We start from the raw sequence: 14,317 nt of genomic DNA on the forward strand, positions 1-14,317 counted from the left end.
GGGTGGGTGGGGGCGATCTTGGCGGTGGACGGTCGCAGCCGCGGCCGGGCCGTCGCCGATTCATGGGGAGACCATGCGCAAGCTCAGAACCGCTGCATTAGCCGCCCTCGTCGCGCTCGCACTGCCCGCCGCCCTCGCGGGTGTCGCGGAGGCCGGGACCACCGCCGCCGGGACGTTCCGCGGTGACGTCAACGGGGACCGCATCGCCGACCAGGTGACCCTCGGCCCGAACGGCACCACCAACTCCTGCACCGTCAAGGTCGCCTACGGGCGCGCCAACGGGACCCTCGGCGCACCCGTGGAGTCCCGCTACACCTCGCCGCTGGTCGCCGCGCCGTACTGCCCGGACATGGGCGTGGTCGTCGACCTCGGTGGCGACGGCAAGCCCGAGATCGTCACCACCGGGTTCAGCTGGGGCGACGCGAGCAAGGCGTTCGTGGTGCTGCGCAAGAACACCAGCGCCAACACGGTCCGCCTGGTCACGACCTACCCGGGTTTGGCCTACCCGAGCACGATCCGGACCGCGGACTTCACCGGTGAGGGCCGCGTGGACATCTGGGTGTCCTCCGACCAGAGCGTGCGGTTGCAGTCGTTCAACAACACCGCCGCGGGCGGCTTGGAGCTCGGCGCGATCGATGTCTGCTCCCGCCGCCCCATCCCGCAGCACGTGATCGCGGACTTCGACGGTGACGGTGGCCAAGACCTGCTGCTGTCGAGGCAATGCGGCTTCGCTTACACCACCGCCGAGTTGAACTTCGGCAACGGCAAGCCGCCGGTGACCTTCGCCCGCGACGACGAGGGCATCCTCCAATACGAGGTCTACGCGAACCACCAGAACGGTGACGAGGCCCTCGACGTCGGCGTCATCACCAGCGGCGACGGTCCCACGACCATCCGCCGCTTCCACAACGACGGCGCCGGTGCCTTCACCGAGGTGGCCTGATGCCCGAACTCCGGAAGCTGGCGCTGGTCGCGCTGGCCGCACTCGTTCCGCTTCTAGTCCCAGTCGACGCCGCTGCGGGAGGTCGCGCGCAACCGGTCATCGGTGACGTCACCGGTGACGGGTTGGCTGACCGGATCACCTTCCAAGAGGCGTGGGACAACTACTGCGACGTCTTGGTGGAGCCAGGCCAATCGGGCGGTGGCTACGGCAGCGCCACCTACCACCGGTACGAGTCACCGGTGGCGTACGCGCCCTACTGCCCGGACATGGGCGAGATCGTCGACCTCGGCGGTGACGGCACCAAGGAGATCGTCGCCACCAACTTCTGGGGCGAGGAGTACTCCCTGGTGGCGTTGCGCCCCAACGGGTACGCCGCCGATGTCATCGGTACGTACCAGGGTATCAACTACCCCAAGTTCATCCGCCAGGTCGACTTCACCGGTGACGGCCGCCAGGACGTCTGGCTCTACAGCGACCAGAGCTTCCGGTTGCGCTCGTTCAACAACACCGCCGCGGGCGGGCTCGTGCCGGGATCCATCGACGTGTGCAGCGATGGCCTACCACAGCACGTGTTCGCGGACTTCGACGGTGACGGTGGCCAGGACATGCTCGCCGCACTCAACTGTGGCAACCGATCAGCGTCGCTACTGTTCGGCGGAAGCAAACCGGCCCGGAGTTTCGGTTCGGTCAGCGGTCCCGGACCATCCTTTGTGGTGGCTCTCGCCGACCACAACGGCGACCAGTACCCCGATCTGACGGTGCGCGTGCCGCAACCGAACTACACGCTCGTCACGGAACGGTATGTCAACGACGGCACCGGGGGATTCACCCTGCTGCCGTGAGGTTGCGCCGATCAGCCGCTACCCCTGCCCCCACAGGGGTAGCGGTTTCGTGAGCTGGGTCTCACCCGGTAATGATCTCCGGATGTCGACGACGAGACGATCATGCGCGTCGGCCGATTAGTCGTGGCACTGGCAGTCGGGGTTGTTTGCACCCCTTACCTCATGCAATCACTGGAGGAACATCCGGACTCGCATCCTCTTGACCATCAACACATTGTCGCCAACGCGGACGCTTTGATCCCGACCGCGACAGAGCTACCGCGCGACGGCTGGGAAGCCGTCGCCAGCACCGAGGAGACCGCCGGGGAGAACGGCCGCGCGGCCAACGTCCTCGACGGCGACCCGGCCACGTTCTGGCACAGCCAGTGGACCGCGCCCGCCCCGCTGCCGCAGTCGATCACCATCGACACCAAGGTCACACAACGGTTCTCCGGCGTCGTCTACACGCCTCGACCCGGTGGCGGCAACGGCACCATCGGCCGCTACGAGGTTCGCCTCAGCGTGGATGGCACGACGTGGGGTAACCCTGTCGCGGCCGGTACCGCTGCCGATGATCCCTCGGTGAAGACCTTCAGCTTCGCCGTTAGCGGTGCCAGGTTCGTTCGGCTCATCTCGCTGACCGAGGCGGGCAACCGCGGTTCGTGGGCCAGCGCCGCGGAGATCGGACTACTCGGCGACCCGGGAGCGCCACCGCAGACGGTCACCCTACCGCGTACCGGTTGGACAGCCACGGCGAGCGATGAGGAGACCGTGGGGGAGAACGGCCGCGCGAGCAACGTGCTGGACGGCAACCCCACCACGAGGTGGTACAGCAGGTACGACGTGCTCACCCCGCTCCCGCATAGCATCACCATCGACCTCAAGCAGCCGACCGTCCTCAACGGACTGGTCTACCGACCGCACCCAGAGTCCACGCGCAACGGCTACATCGGCGAGTACCGGATCACGACCTCCACCGATGGCACTACCTTCGGTGCGCCAGTGTCATCCGGCCGCTGGGCCGACGACAGTACCTTGAAGCACGCGCTCTTCGCCGGACCCACCACCGCGCGCTACCTGCGACTGACGGCATTGACCGAGGCCGGTAACCGCGGACCATGGTCCACTGCCGCGGAGATCGAACTGCTGGGTTCGCCGACCACGGTCGACCCGCCGTTGCCGCGTACGGGCTGGGTCGCGACCGCGTCCTCGTCCGCTGCGGGACACCCGTCGGGTGACGCCCTGGACAACCGCCTCGGCACGTACTGGCAGAGCGCGACCACCACCGGCACCCACACGTTCACCGTCGACCTCCAGCGCGAGCAGAAGGTGTCCGCGATCGCCGTCACCCCGGGGCCGGCGACGGCCAGGATCACCACCTACTCGGTCGCGCTGAGCACCACCGGGTCCACCTTCGGCACTCCCGTCGCGCAAGGCACCTGGGCGACCGACGGGAGTCCCAAGTCCGCCCGGTTCACCAGCACCAACGCGCGCTACATCAGGCTGACCGTGGCAGGTTCCATCACCGAGTTCCACGGCTACGGTCCGTCGACGGCGCCCGGCTCGGTCGCGCCGCTGCCCCGCACCGGGTGGACGGCGGTGGCCAGCGACGAGGAGACCGTCAACGAGAACGGCCGCGCGAGCAACGTCCTCGACGGCAACGGCCGCACGATCTGGCACTCCCGGTACTCGACGACGACACCGCTGCCGCACTGGATCACGATCGACATGAAGTCGGCACGGTCGGTCGCCGGGATCTCCCTCACCCCGCGCGGCGACGACGGCAACGGCAACATCGGCCAGTACCAGGTGCACGTCAGCAATGACGGCGTCACATTCGGAGCCCTCCAGGCAGACGGGACTTGGCCGGATAGCTCCAACGTGCAGACGGCCATGTTCGGCGCAACGGTGACGGCGCGCTATGTGCGGCTGACAGCGCTATCCGAGGCACGCAACCGAGGTCCGTGGACCACCGCCTCGGAGATCAACGTGCTCACCCCGGCCCCGGCGCCGGACCCCAGCACGGTCGGGTCGTGGGGACCGATGATCGGGTTCCCGATCGTCCCGGTCGCCTCCGCGCTGCTGCCCAACAACAAGCTGCTCACCTGGTCCGCTTACGCCGCGGACACCTTCGGCGGCGCCAACGGCTACACCCAGACCGCGATCTACGACCTCACCACCGGCCAGGTCACCCAGCGCCGCATCGACAACACCGGCCACGACATGTTCTGCCCCGGCACGTCGACCCTGCCCGATGGGCGCGTCCTGGTCACCGGTGGCAGCAACGCGGACAAGGCCAGCATCTACGACCCGTTCAACGACACCTGGACCGCCGCGGCCCCGATGAACGTCGCCCGGGGCTACCAGGGGCAGACCACCCTGGCCAACGGTGAGGTGTTCACCGTGGGCGGTTCGTGGAGCGGGCTAGAGGGTGGACCCAGGCCCGCGGAGGTCTACTCGCCGACTACGAACTCGTGGCGCACGTTGCCTGGTATCCCCGCGGACCCGTTCTTCACCGCGGACCCGCGCGGCGCTTACCGCGCTGACAACCACACCTGGCTGTTCGCGGCCTCCGGCGGGCGGCTCTTCCACGCAGGCCCCAGCAAGCAGATGCACTGGATCACGACTACCGGCAACGGGTCCGTCGTCAACGCCGGTCTACGCGGTGACAGCCAGGACGCGATGAACGGCAACGCCGTCCTCTACGACGTCGGCAAGATCCTGACTGTCGGTGGCGCTACCGCCTACCAGGACGCTGATGCCACGACCCGCGCGTACACGGTCGACATCAACGGCTCCAGCCCGGTAGTGGCAAGAGTCGGCGATATGGCTCTAGGGCGCGCGTTCGCCAACAGCGTCGTCTTGCCGAACGGCAGGGTTGTCGTCATCGGAGGTCAGCAGCGGCCTGTGCCGTTCAGCGACCAGACCGCCGTGTTGACGGCAGAGCTGTGGAATCCGGCTACCGGCACCTTCACCGCTCTAGCACCGGTCGCCGTCCCCCGGACCTATCACAGCGTCGCCAACCTTCTCCCTGACGGCCGCGTCTTCTCCGGCGGCGGCGGACTATGCGGGAACTGCGCCACCAACCACTTCGACGGCCAGATCCTCACCCCGCCCTACCTGCTCAACCCGGACGGCTCCCTCAAGGCCCGGCCGACCATCACCGCGGCGCCCACGACCGCGGCCAACGGCGCGGCCATCCGCGTCACCACCGACCGCGCGGTCACCAGCTTCGCCCTGGTCCGCACAAGCTCCGCCACCCACTCCGTCGACAACGACCAACGGCGCATCCCTCTTACCCCGATCTCGGTCGGCCAGAACACCTACCAACTGACGATCCCCACCGACCGAGGTGTCGCCCTACCGGGCCACTACCTGCTCTTCGCCCTAGACGCAGCAGGCGTGCCCAGCGTCGCCCCGGTCATCAAGATCGGCTAGATTGCCCGGGTGGACCGGTCGATAGCGCGGTGGGTGCTGCTGAGCGCCCTACTGCTGGGCGTGGTCGGCATGCACCACCTGACCGACCATCCCACCTCGACCGGTCACCCGGGCTCCCACGCCACTCACACCACAGAACCGGCCGCTCTTACGGTAGACACCGAAGTACCGAACGAGCCGGTGCCCGCGCACGACCTGCTGCACCTGTGCCTCGCTGTACTCGGTGCCGCACTCGGCCTCGGGATGCTGTGGCTGGTGCTAGGAACCGCGGTGACTACCGCTCCGGCTCGGCGGTCGTCAGGCATTGTGGTCGCCCTGGCACCCAGGGCGCCACCGCCGGGCCGGTTACTCCTCACCCTCTGCGTGTCCAGGCGCTGACAGACAGGTTCGTCCCGACCTGTCCGCCCAGCACAGAGGAACCCCATGACCAGCAAACCCCTGGTCAGGTTGGCGCTCGCCCTCCTGATCGCACTTCCCGCCTGCTCAGCTCAAGAGCAGCCGGATCACAACCAGGCCGACGTGGTGTTCGCGCAGGGGATGGTGCCGCACCACCAGCAGGCCGTCGACATGGCCGGGCTCGCCGCGGGGCGTACCACCAACCCCAAGGTGCTCGCCCTCGCCGACCGGGTCGCGGCCGCGCAGGACGCCGAGATCACGACCCTCACCCGGTGGCTCGACGACTGGGGCGTGTCGCCTCAGAACGGCCACGGCGGCCACATGGACGACTCGCGGCTGCGGGTCAGTACCGGCGCCGACTTCGATGAGGAGTGGCTCATCCTCATGACCGCGCACCACGAGGACGCTGTTGCCATGTCCCGTGCGCAGCTCGACGAGGGTGTCAACGCTGACGTCAAGGCCATGGCGCGGCGCATCATTGATGCGCAGCAGGCTGAGATCGACCAGATGCGAGACCTCTTGCGTTAGACAACCTCGGCCGGGGTCCCGTTCGCGGGACCCGGCCGAGTGGAACCAACCCGACGAGCCTGGTGTAAGAGCGGGCATGGGGTTCGACAACGCCGAGGGTTGGGGGCGTCACGGACGAGGACGGGGAGTTGGTGGCGCGGACGTGCGCCGGGGACTTGAGCGCGTTCGCCGAGATCGTGCGGCGGCACCACTCCGCGGCGCACCGGCTCGCCCTGGTGTCCGGGGCCGGTGACGACGCGGACGACGTCGTCCAAGAGGCGTTCGTGCGTGCCTACAACGCGTTGGCCCAGTTCCGGGCCGACTCGGCGTTCCGGCCGTGGCTGCTGCGCATCGTGGTCAACCTGACCCGTAACTCCTACCGGTCGCGGGTGCGTAGGGCGGGCCTGGTGTTCCGGGCCGCGCAATTGCGCGCTGACGGCTACGTGCTCGATCCGCAAGGTGTGGTCCTGGTGGCCGAGCGGGACAAGAGGCTGTTGGCGATGCTGCGCACGCTGCCGGACAAGGACCGGCAGGTGCTCGGGTGCCGGTTCCTGCTCGACCTGTCCGAGGCCGAGACGGCGGAGGTGCTCGGCTGGCCGCGCGGCTCGGTCAAGTCGCGGACCTCCCGCGCGCTGGCCCGGCTGCGGGTCCTGGTGGAACCGGAACTGGCGGGGGAGCGGCGACATGGGTGAGCACGAGGAGTGGCTGCTCGGCAGGGACCTGGTCGAGCTCGGCCGCGCCATGGACCGCCCGCCGTCCCCCGGCGCGGTCGCGACCATCGTGGCCAAGGCCGCCGAACGGGCCCCCCGACCGCCCCGGATCCGCGTCCTGCTGGCCGCCGCGGCCGTCGTCGGGGTGCTCGTGCTCAGCGTCCACGCCGACGACCTGCTGCGCGTCGATACCGACAGCACGGGCGCGCGCCCCGGCCCCAACGCGGGCGACTGCTCCGCGTGGGCGGCGATGGACGTGGTCTCCCGCACCGACCTGACCGTCGAGACCGGCTGGTCACCCCCGGCGGACGTCGGTATGTGGACCGCGCACCAGTACTTCACCCGACCGACCAGCGCGAACAAGCCCGCTGCCATGGTCCAGTACACCCGCGGCGAGGACATGCTCACCCTGGAGTTCTACCCACCGCCGATGCGCATGGACCCGCACCCCATGGGCGCGGGCGACGTGGAGCCAACCGAGGTCGGTTCATACCCGGCGCAGTGGGCACGACCTCGGACCGACAGCTTCTACCGGGTCAACACGACCATCGAGTCCTCGACCGGCGTCCTCGACCGCGTCTCCATCATCTGCGACGGCAGCCGCCTCACCTGGCTCACCCCGAACGGCACCATCTTCGCGCTGTCCGGCACCGTCCAGGAGACGACGCTGGTCGAACTGGCCACGAGCATGCCCTGACCTGGGGGGCGGGTGGCGTGCCGCGCGCCGCCCGCGGGACCGGGGGCCGCACCCAAGGGGGAGCGGGTGCGGCCCCCGGTCTGCTCGCGGCCGACGAGAGCTGTGCCACACGGGTGAGCGGCGGCGTGCGACGGCGGGCGGTGTCGCCGGGTTTCGCTACGATGCCCGCGCTGTTTCGCAGGCCGGACGAGAGGTTTCCCGTGAGCGCGAATGTCGAGACGCTCGAGTTTCAGTCCGAGGCTCGCCAGTTGCTGCAGTTGATGATCCATTCGATCTACTCGAACAAGGACACCTTCCTGCGCGAACTGGTCTCCAACGCCTCGGACGCCCTGGACAAGGTGCGGTTGGAGGCGTTCCGCGACAAGGAACTGGCCGCCGACACCGAGGACCTGCACATCGACCTGGAGGTCGACCCCGGCGCGCGGACGCTGACCGTGCGCGACAACGGGATCGGGATGAGCAGGGACGAGGTGGTCACCCTGATCGGCACGATCGCCAAGTCCGGCACCGCCGAGTTCCTGCGCAAGCTCAAGGACAGCCAGGGCGGCCAGGACCTGATCGGCCAGTTCGGCGTCGGCTTCTACGCCAGCTTCATGGTCGCCGACAAGGTGACCCTGCTGACCCGCAAGGCTGGGGAGACCGGCGGCACCCGCTGGGAGTCCACCGGCGAGGGCACCTACACGATCGAACCGGTCGAGGACGCCCCGCAGGGCACGACGGTGACCCTGCACCTCAAGCCGGAGGACACCGAGGAGCACCTCTACGACTACGCCTCCCGCGGCAAGGTCGTCGAGATCGTGCGCCGCTACTCCGACTTCATCACCTGGCCGATCCGGATGGCGCCCGAGGGCGGCGGCGAGCCGGAGACGGTGAACTCCCGCAAGGCGCTGTGGGCGCGCTCGCAGAGCGAGGTCACCGAGGACGAGTACACCGAGTTCTACAAGCACGTCAGCCACGACTGGACCGAGCCGCTGGAGACCATCCGGCTCTCCGCCGAGGGCGCGTTCGAGTACCAGGCGCTGCTGTTCCTGCCCAAGCGGGCGCCGTTCGACCTGTTCACCCGCGACCGCAAGCGGGGGGTGCAGCTCTACGTCAAGCGCGTGTTCATCATGGACGACTGCGAAGAGCTGATGCCCGAGTACCTGCGCTTCGTCAAGGGGGTCGTCGACGCCCAGGACCTCTCGCTCAACGTCTCCCGCGAGATCCTGCAGCGCGACCGGCAGATCCAGCTGATGCGCAGGCGGCTGGTGCGCAAGGTGCTGGCCACGGTCAAGTCGCTGATGGCCGACAAGCCCGAGTCCTACACCACGTTCTGGTCGGAGTTCGGCCGCGCGGTCAAGGAGGGCCTGCTCGACGACGCCGACAACCGCGACGCCATCCTCGACATCGCCTCCTTCGACTCCACCCACGACAAGGAGCGGCCGACCACCCTGGCCGGCTACCTGGAGCGGATGAAGGACGGCCAGGAGCACGTCTACTACCTGACCGGCGAGTCCAGGGCGGCGCTGGAGAACTCCCCGCACCTGGAGGCGTTCCTGGCCAAGGGCTACGAGGTGCTGCTGCTCACCGACGCCATCGACGAGATGTGGGTCGGCTCGGTGCCCGAGTACAAGGGCAAGAAGCTGCAGTCGGTCGCCAAGGGCCAGGTCGACCTGGACGCCGACGAGGACAAGGAAGCGGCCAAGGAGCGCGAGGAGGAGTTCGCCGACCTGCTGTCCTGGCTGACCGACCAACTCGGCGACGCGGTCAAGGAGGTCCGCCTCTCCTCCCGGCTGACCACCTCCCCGGCCTGCGTGGTCGGCGACGAGTACGACCTGACCCCCACCCTGGAGAAGATGTACCGGGCGATGGGCCAGGACATGCCCCAGGTCAAGCGCGTCCTCGAACTCAACCCGGCGCACCCCCTGGTCACCGCCCTGCGCACCGCCCACGCCGAGCAGCGCCCCGACCTGGCGGAGACCGCCGAGCTCCTCTACGGCGCCGCTCTGCTGGCCGAGGGCGGAGACCTCCCCGACCCGACCCGCTTCGTCCGGCTGCTCGCCACCAAGCTGGAGAAGGCCCTCTAGTCCCCGTCAGGGTGGGGCGGCCTCTTACCGGGGCCGCCCCACCCTGACGTTGACGGCTGGGTGTCCACTCTGCGCCACTGTCACATCAGGCCCTACGGTGGTGGCCGTGGGTGGGACGGGCGTTGAGGCGCTGGCTATCGCCGCGAAGGTGGGCGGCGCGGTGTTGTTCGAGGGTGTCAGCTTCACCGCGGGGCCGGGGGAGTGCGTAGTGCTCTCCGGTCGCAACGGCTCGGGTAAGTCCACCTTGCTTGGTTGCCTCTATGGCACGCACGAGGTCTCAGCCGGGATCGTTCGCGTAGGCGGCTCGGCACCCGATGAGCGCAAGGTGAGGTTTCGGCGGCAGGTCTCGGTAGTGCTCGACGACTCCGCCCTGTTCAACCACCTGACCGCCCGTCAGCACCTCGACCTCCTGCTGCGCTCCTTCCCGGCCGTGGACAGCCGCGGCGTCCCGAACTGGCTCGTCGCGGCGGGTCTGGACGAGCGGGCGGACGTTCCGGCGATCGACCTCTCGGCGGGGCAGCGGCGACGGCTGCTGCTCATCGGCGCGGTAGCCCGTTCCCACGACGTCCTGCTGTTGGACGAACCCGAACGCGCCCTCGACACCGCGGGCCGCGAGTGGATGACCACCCTCATCGCCGCCGATGCCCGCCGCGGGGCCGCTGTCGTGGTCGCGAGCCACCACAGGTCTCTGGCGGAGCGGGTAGCTGCCACCCGAATCGACCTCGGGTGAGTGACACCGTAAGTCGGGCTCTCGCGGTCGTCCTCGCTGTCGGTGTTGGTGGGGCGCCGTTCTACCAGTCCGACGCCACGCGCCTAGCCCTGTTGGGCGACACCGTTCCGACGTCGAACGCCGCCCTGGTGGTGATGTGCCTCGGTGTTGCCGTGGCCTGGTGGTCGACTCAAGGGCGCGGCTACCTCTGGGCCGACCCGGCGAAACTGACCTGGGACGACCTGACCGCGCCAAGATCCGTGGTACTGGGCAGACGGCTCGCGCGAGGATGGGCAGCCAGGTGGTCTGTGCTCGCCTACGGCGCGGCCGTGTCAGGCGCGGTCCTAGGCTGGCATGAGATCCCTTACACCGCTGTCCTTTTCGCCGGTTTCGGCCTTCTGGCCATGTCCGCCGCACGCCTCCGTTCGCCAGGGGTATGGGAAAGCGCCCTCCCGTTGCTGTTGGCGGCACTGGGTTCTTACGCCGCCTTCGAGATCCCACTCGCCGTCGCCGCCCTAGCAGCCGCCGTTGTCGGATTCTTGTTGCTACGCAAGACACCGCTGGCCGAGACCGTTGGCCGCGAAGAACTCGTCCGCAACTTCGCCGCCCGTATGACCCAACGCGTCTCGGTCGCGTTCCTGGACGTATGGGGCCTACTCCCGTCAGCGCAACCTCTTGCCCTGCCAAGGATCTTCGCCGGTAAGCCCGTCCTGCTCCGCTACCTGCTCGCTGGACTCTTGGCGCGCCCGAGGGCGTTGGTAGGTGCCGCGTTGATCGCCCTTATCGCGGCCGCCCTATACCGCGTCTTCCCGGCCGTACCGCCCGTCTGGTGGATAGCCATAGGCGCTTACCTGGCGGCGATCCCGTTCGCCGCCCCCGTCGCCCAACTACGCCGCACACCAGGACTTCGCCGCTGGCTCAACAACTCCATGCTAGCCGTCAAGCTCACCGCGGCCGTCGTACTGACTCTTGTCTCCACCTTGTGGCTGGCCGCCGTGACCGCGCTCGGCATCGACTGGAACACCACATCCTTGGTCGCGGTAGCTCTAGCGGCCGCCGCGGCCGTGCGGTCGGTTACCCGCGACCCCATCGACTTCGCCAACATCGGTGTGGTCGACCTCGGCGGTGTCCTGGTGCCCATGGGACTCGTGGTGCAGGTGGCGCGCGGCCCCGACGCCCTCGTCCTCGGTGCGGTCCTGCTCGCGGCGGGCCAGGTCCCGGTGGTCATCGCCCTCGGCGCGGCAGCATTGCTGGCCTAGCCGGGAAATCCCGCAGCTGAGAGTGCGCGCGCTGGTACCGTGGGTTAACAGCCCCTAGACGCTACGGGTCGGCTGGGGATCGGCCCGGGAACAGGAGCTCCCATGGCCACGCCGACCACCACCGCACCCGAGAACCCGCCGGTTCCCGAGCAGCCGCGCTCCGCCCGACTGCTCGGCCTCCCGCGGGACCTGACCGAGCGGCCCGCAGGCTGCCCGTTCTCGCCCGCCGCCAAGCTGACCGCGCTCAGCGCCACCGGACCCGTGCACCGCGTCGTCGGCGACGACGGCGAGGACATCTGGGTCGTCACCGGGCACGCCGAGGCGCGTGCCCTGCTGTCCGACCCGAGGTTCAGCTCCGACCTGTCCCGCTCCACCGTGGCGATGAACCGGCTGCCCAAGCTGCTGCGCGAGCGGTTCCTGTCGCCGCGCAACCGGGCTGGCAACTTCCTCGGGATGGACGCCCCGCAGCACACCCGCTACCGCAAGCTGCTCACCGGCCAGTTCACCGTGCGCCGGATGCGGCAGCTGGAGCCCAGGATCACCCAGATCGTCACCGAGCACCTCGACGCGCTCATCGCCGCCGGGCCGTCGGCCGACCTGGTGCCCGCCTTCGCGCTCCCGCTGCCGTCGCTGGTCATCTCGGAGCTGCTCGGCGTCGACTACGCCGACCGGGGCGCCTTCCAGCAGAGCACCGCCAAGCTGCTCAACCTCGACACCCCGCTCGACGAGGTCGTCGAGCAGGCCGAGGCGCTGCGCGAGTTCATGCGGGCGCTGGTCGAGGCCAAGCGCGCGACGCCGACCGACGACCTGCTGTCCGGTCTCGTGCACGCCGACCAGGACACCCCGCTGACCGACGACGAGCTGGTCGGCATGGCGAACCTGCTGCTCATCGCGGGCCACGAGACCACCGCGAACATGCTGGCGCTGGGCACCTTCGCGCTGCTGGAGCACCCGGACCAGCTCGCCCTCCTGCGCGACGACCCGGCACTGATCGGCACCGCCGTCGAGGAGCTGCTGCGGTACCTGACCATCCTGCACCTCGGCATCCGGCGCACCCCGCTGGTGGACGTCGAGCTGGCGGGCCACCACGTCAGAGCGGGGGACAACGTGATGATCTCCGCCCAGATGGCCAACCTGGACGAGGAGCACTACAAGCACCCGGACACCCTCGACCTCACCCGGCCGCGCGGCCCGCACCTGGCCTTCGGGCACGGCATCCACCAGTGCCTCGGCCAGCAGCTGGCCAGGGTCGAGATGACCATCGGGTTCACCGAGCTGCTGCGCAGGCTGCCCGGGCTGCGGCTGGCCGTGCCCGCCGACGAGGTGCCGCTGCGCGACAACATGGCCATCTACGGCGTGCACGCGCTCCCGGTCACCTGGGACGCCGACGCCGCCCGGGCCACGTGAGCGCCGTCAGGTCGTGCTGATCGCCTGGGCCGGGCAGGACTGGACGGCGGTGAGCACGTCCCGCTCCTGCTCCGGCCCGGGCTCGGCGCGCAGCAGCACGACCGTCCCGTCGTCCTCGTCCTGGTCGAACACGTCGGGCTGGGTGAGCACGCACATGCCCGACCCGACGCACCGGTGGCTGTCCACAACGACCCTCATCGACCGACCTCCCCAGAGATGGTGTTACCCCACCATCATGCACGCGCCGCGCCCACCCGGGCACGCGGAGTGCTCAGAAGGTCCCGGCGACCTGGTGCACGGCCGCGTTGAGCCGGTTCCACACGTTGATGTTGGCGATCGCCACCAGCAGCGCCGAGGCCGCGCGCTCGTCGTAGTGCGCCCGGACCCGCCCCCACAGCTCGTCGGTGACCGGGTTCGCCGTGTCGGCCAACCGGGTCAGCACCTCGGTGAGCTCGAGGGCGACCCGCTCCGGCTCCGAGAAGAACGGCGCCTCCCGCCACGCCGCGACGGTGAACAGCCGCTCGTCGCTCTCGCCCGCCTTGCGCATGTCCCGCGCGTGCATGTGGACGCACGCGCTGCACCCGTTGACCTGGCTGGCGCGCAGCTTCACCAACTCGATGGTCGACTCCGGCACGCCCTTGCCCGCCGCGGTGTTGCCGAACGCGACGAGCGCCTTCATGGCCTCGGGGATGACGATGGCCGGATTGTCCATACGTGCCTGCATGTCCTGTTCCCTTCACTCGCTGTCCTGGGGAAGACGGGGCGGCGACGGGGGACGTGACAGGTCAGTTCTTGCTGGCGGTGTGATCCACGACACTCGCGGGCGCCGGGTAGGGGACCAGCTTCCCGAGCCTGCGCTCCCGCCGCGGCGCCCGGGCGTCGGCGTTCGGGAAGACCCACTTCTTGAAAGCCCACCAGCGGAACAGCATCGCGATGACGGTGCCCACGATGGACCCGAAGAGAAAGTCCGCGACCTCTTGCGACACCGCGCTCACGTGCGGCTGCTCCAGGTCGAGGACGTACCGCGAGAGGTAGAGGGGAGCGGTGTAGAAGAACAGCGACGCCCCGCTGATGGCGAAGAACAGCGCCGCCTCGTGGTGGCGCTCCCGCCCGCCGCGGGTGTCGAACGACCACTCGCGGTTGAGGATGTACGACACGATCGTGGCCAGGATGACCCCGATGGCCTTCGCCGCGACCGGCTTGGGCTCGAGCACGGTCAGCTTCAACAGGTACCAGGTGCCGTTGTCCACCACATAGGCGACACTGCCCACCACGGCGAACTTCAACAACTCCCGGTGCTTGAGCGCGAACGGCCGCACCCGGGAAGGCAACACCCGCAAGACCGCGGCGCGAAGGGACATGCG

At 69.2% G+C, this 14,317-nt stretch carries 14 protein-coding genes; 11 read left to right on the top strand and 3 right to left on the bottom strand.

Going from position 1 to position 14,317, the window contains the following annotated elements; all coding sequences use genetic code 11:
- The first annotated feature begins 73 nt into the window (after nt 1-73).
- The 11 genes from BMY07_RS00970 (at nt 74) to BMY07_RS01020 (ending at nt 12,953) form a co-directional block, all read left to right on the top strand.
- Nucleotides 74-943: an FG-GAP repeat domain-containing protein gene (locus BMY07_RS00970; RefSeq protein ID WP_092774468.1), complete on the top strand. Its 870-nt coding sequence runs from the start codon at nt 74-76 to the stop codon at nt 941-943.
- Nucleotides 943-1,785, top strand: coding sequence for an FG-GAP repeat domain-containing protein (locus BMY07_RS00975; RefSeq protein ID WP_092774469.1), 843 nt, complete (start codon nt 943-945; stop codon nt 1,783-1,785). Before BMY07_RS00970 ends, BMY07_RS00975 begins: the two co-directional genes overlap by 1 nt.
- Before the next feature lie 234 nt (nt 1,786-2,019).
- The gene (locus tag BMY07_RS00980) at nt 2,020-5,202 is read left to right on the top strand and encodes a discoidin domain-containing protein (RefSeq protein ID WP_218150556.1); all 3,183 of its coding nucleotides are present in this window, start codon (nt 2,020-2,022) and stop codon (nt 5,200-5,202) included.
- 9 nt (nt 5,203-5,211) lie between these two features.
- Complete coding sequence (locus BMY07_RS00985; RefSeq protein ID WP_092774470.1) at nt 5,212-5,580, top strand: DUF6153 family protein; 369 nt, start codon at nt 5,212-5,214, stop codon at nt 5,578-5,580.
- A gap of 45 nt (nt 5,581-5,625) precedes the next feature.
- Nucleotides 5,626-6,126: a DUF305 domain-containing protein gene (locus BMY07_RS00990; RefSeq protein WP_092774471.1), complete on the top strand. Its 501-nt coding sequence runs from the start codon at nt 5,626-5,628 to the stop codon at nt 6,124-6,126.
- Between the two features lie 131 nt (nt 6,127-6,257).
- Nucleotides 6,258-6,797: an RNA polymerase sigma factor gene (locus BMY07_RS00995; protein ID WP_218150557.1), complete on the top strand. Its 540-nt coding sequence runs from the start codon at nt 6,258-6,260 to the stop codon at nt 6,795-6,797.
- Nucleotides 6,790-7,512, top strand: coding sequence for a hypothetical protein (locus BMY07_RS01000; protein WP_092774473.1), 723 nt, complete (start codon nt 6,790-6,792; stop codon nt 7,510-7,512). Before BMY07_RS00995 ends, BMY07_RS01000 begins: the two co-directional genes overlap by 8 nt.
- 161 nt (nt 7,513-7,673) lie before the next feature.
- The gene (htpG, locus tag BMY07_RS01005; RefSeq protein WP_092774474.1) at nt 7,674-9,578 is read left to right on the top strand and encodes a molecular chaperone HtpG; all 1,905 of its coding nucleotides are present in this window, start codon (nt 7,674-7,676) and stop codon (nt 9,576-9,578) included.
- 106 nt (nt 9,579-9,684) lie between these two features.
- Nucleotides 9,685-10,308 carry an ABC transporter ATP-binding protein gene (locus tag BMY07_RS01010; RefSeq protein WP_245782115.1) on the top strand — a complete coding sequence of 208 codons (624 nt, stop codon included), beginning with the start codon at nt 9,685-9,687 and terminating at the stop codon, nt 10,306-10,308.
- Nucleotides 10,305-11,546: a hypothetical protein gene (locus tag BMY07_RS01015; protein ID WP_092774475.1), complete on the top strand. Its 1,242-nt coding sequence runs from the start codon at nt 10,305-10,307 to the stop codon at nt 11,544-11,546. Before BMY07_RS01010 ends, BMY07_RS01015 begins: the two co-directional genes overlap by 4 nt.
- A gap of 102 nt (nt 11,547-11,648) precedes the next feature.
- Complete coding sequence (locus BMY07_RS01020; protein ID WP_092774476.1) at nt 11,649-12,953, top strand: cytochrome P450; 1,305 nt, start codon at nt 11,649-11,651, stop codon at nt 12,951-12,953.
- A gap of 6 nt (nt 12,954-12,959) precedes the next feature.
- Here BMY07_RS01020 and BMY07_RS01025 read toward each other — a convergent pair whose 3' ends face one another.
- From BMY07_RS01025 to BMY07_RS01035, 3 genes are all read right to left on the bottom strand, one after another.
- Nucleotides 12,960-13,151: a ferredoxin gene (locus BMY07_RS01025; protein WP_092774477.1), complete on the bottom strand. Its 192-nt coding sequence runs from the start codon at nt 13,149-13,151 to the stop codon at nt 12,960-12,962.
- A 73-nt stretch (nt 13,152-13,224) separates the two neighbouring features.
- On the bottom strand, nt 13,225-13,677 hold the full coding sequence (locus tag BMY07_RS01030; RefSeq protein WP_092774478.1) for a carboxymuconolactone decarboxylase family protein: 453 nt from the start codon (nt 13,675-13,677) through the stop codon (nt 13,225-13,227).
- Between the two features lie 61 nt (nt 13,678-13,738).
- Complete coding sequence (locus BMY07_RS01035) at nt 13,739-14,314, bottom strand: GtrA family protein (protein ID WP_092774479.1); 576 nt, start codon at nt 14,312-14,314, stop codon at nt 13,739-13,741.
- Nucleotides 14,315-14,317 lie beyond the last annotated feature (3 nt).

It is taken from the genome of Actinokineospora terrae (assembly GCF_900111175.1).
GTDB lineage: Bacteria > Actinomycetota > Actinomycetes > Mycobacteriales > Pseudonocardiaceae > Actinokineospora > Actinokineospora terrae.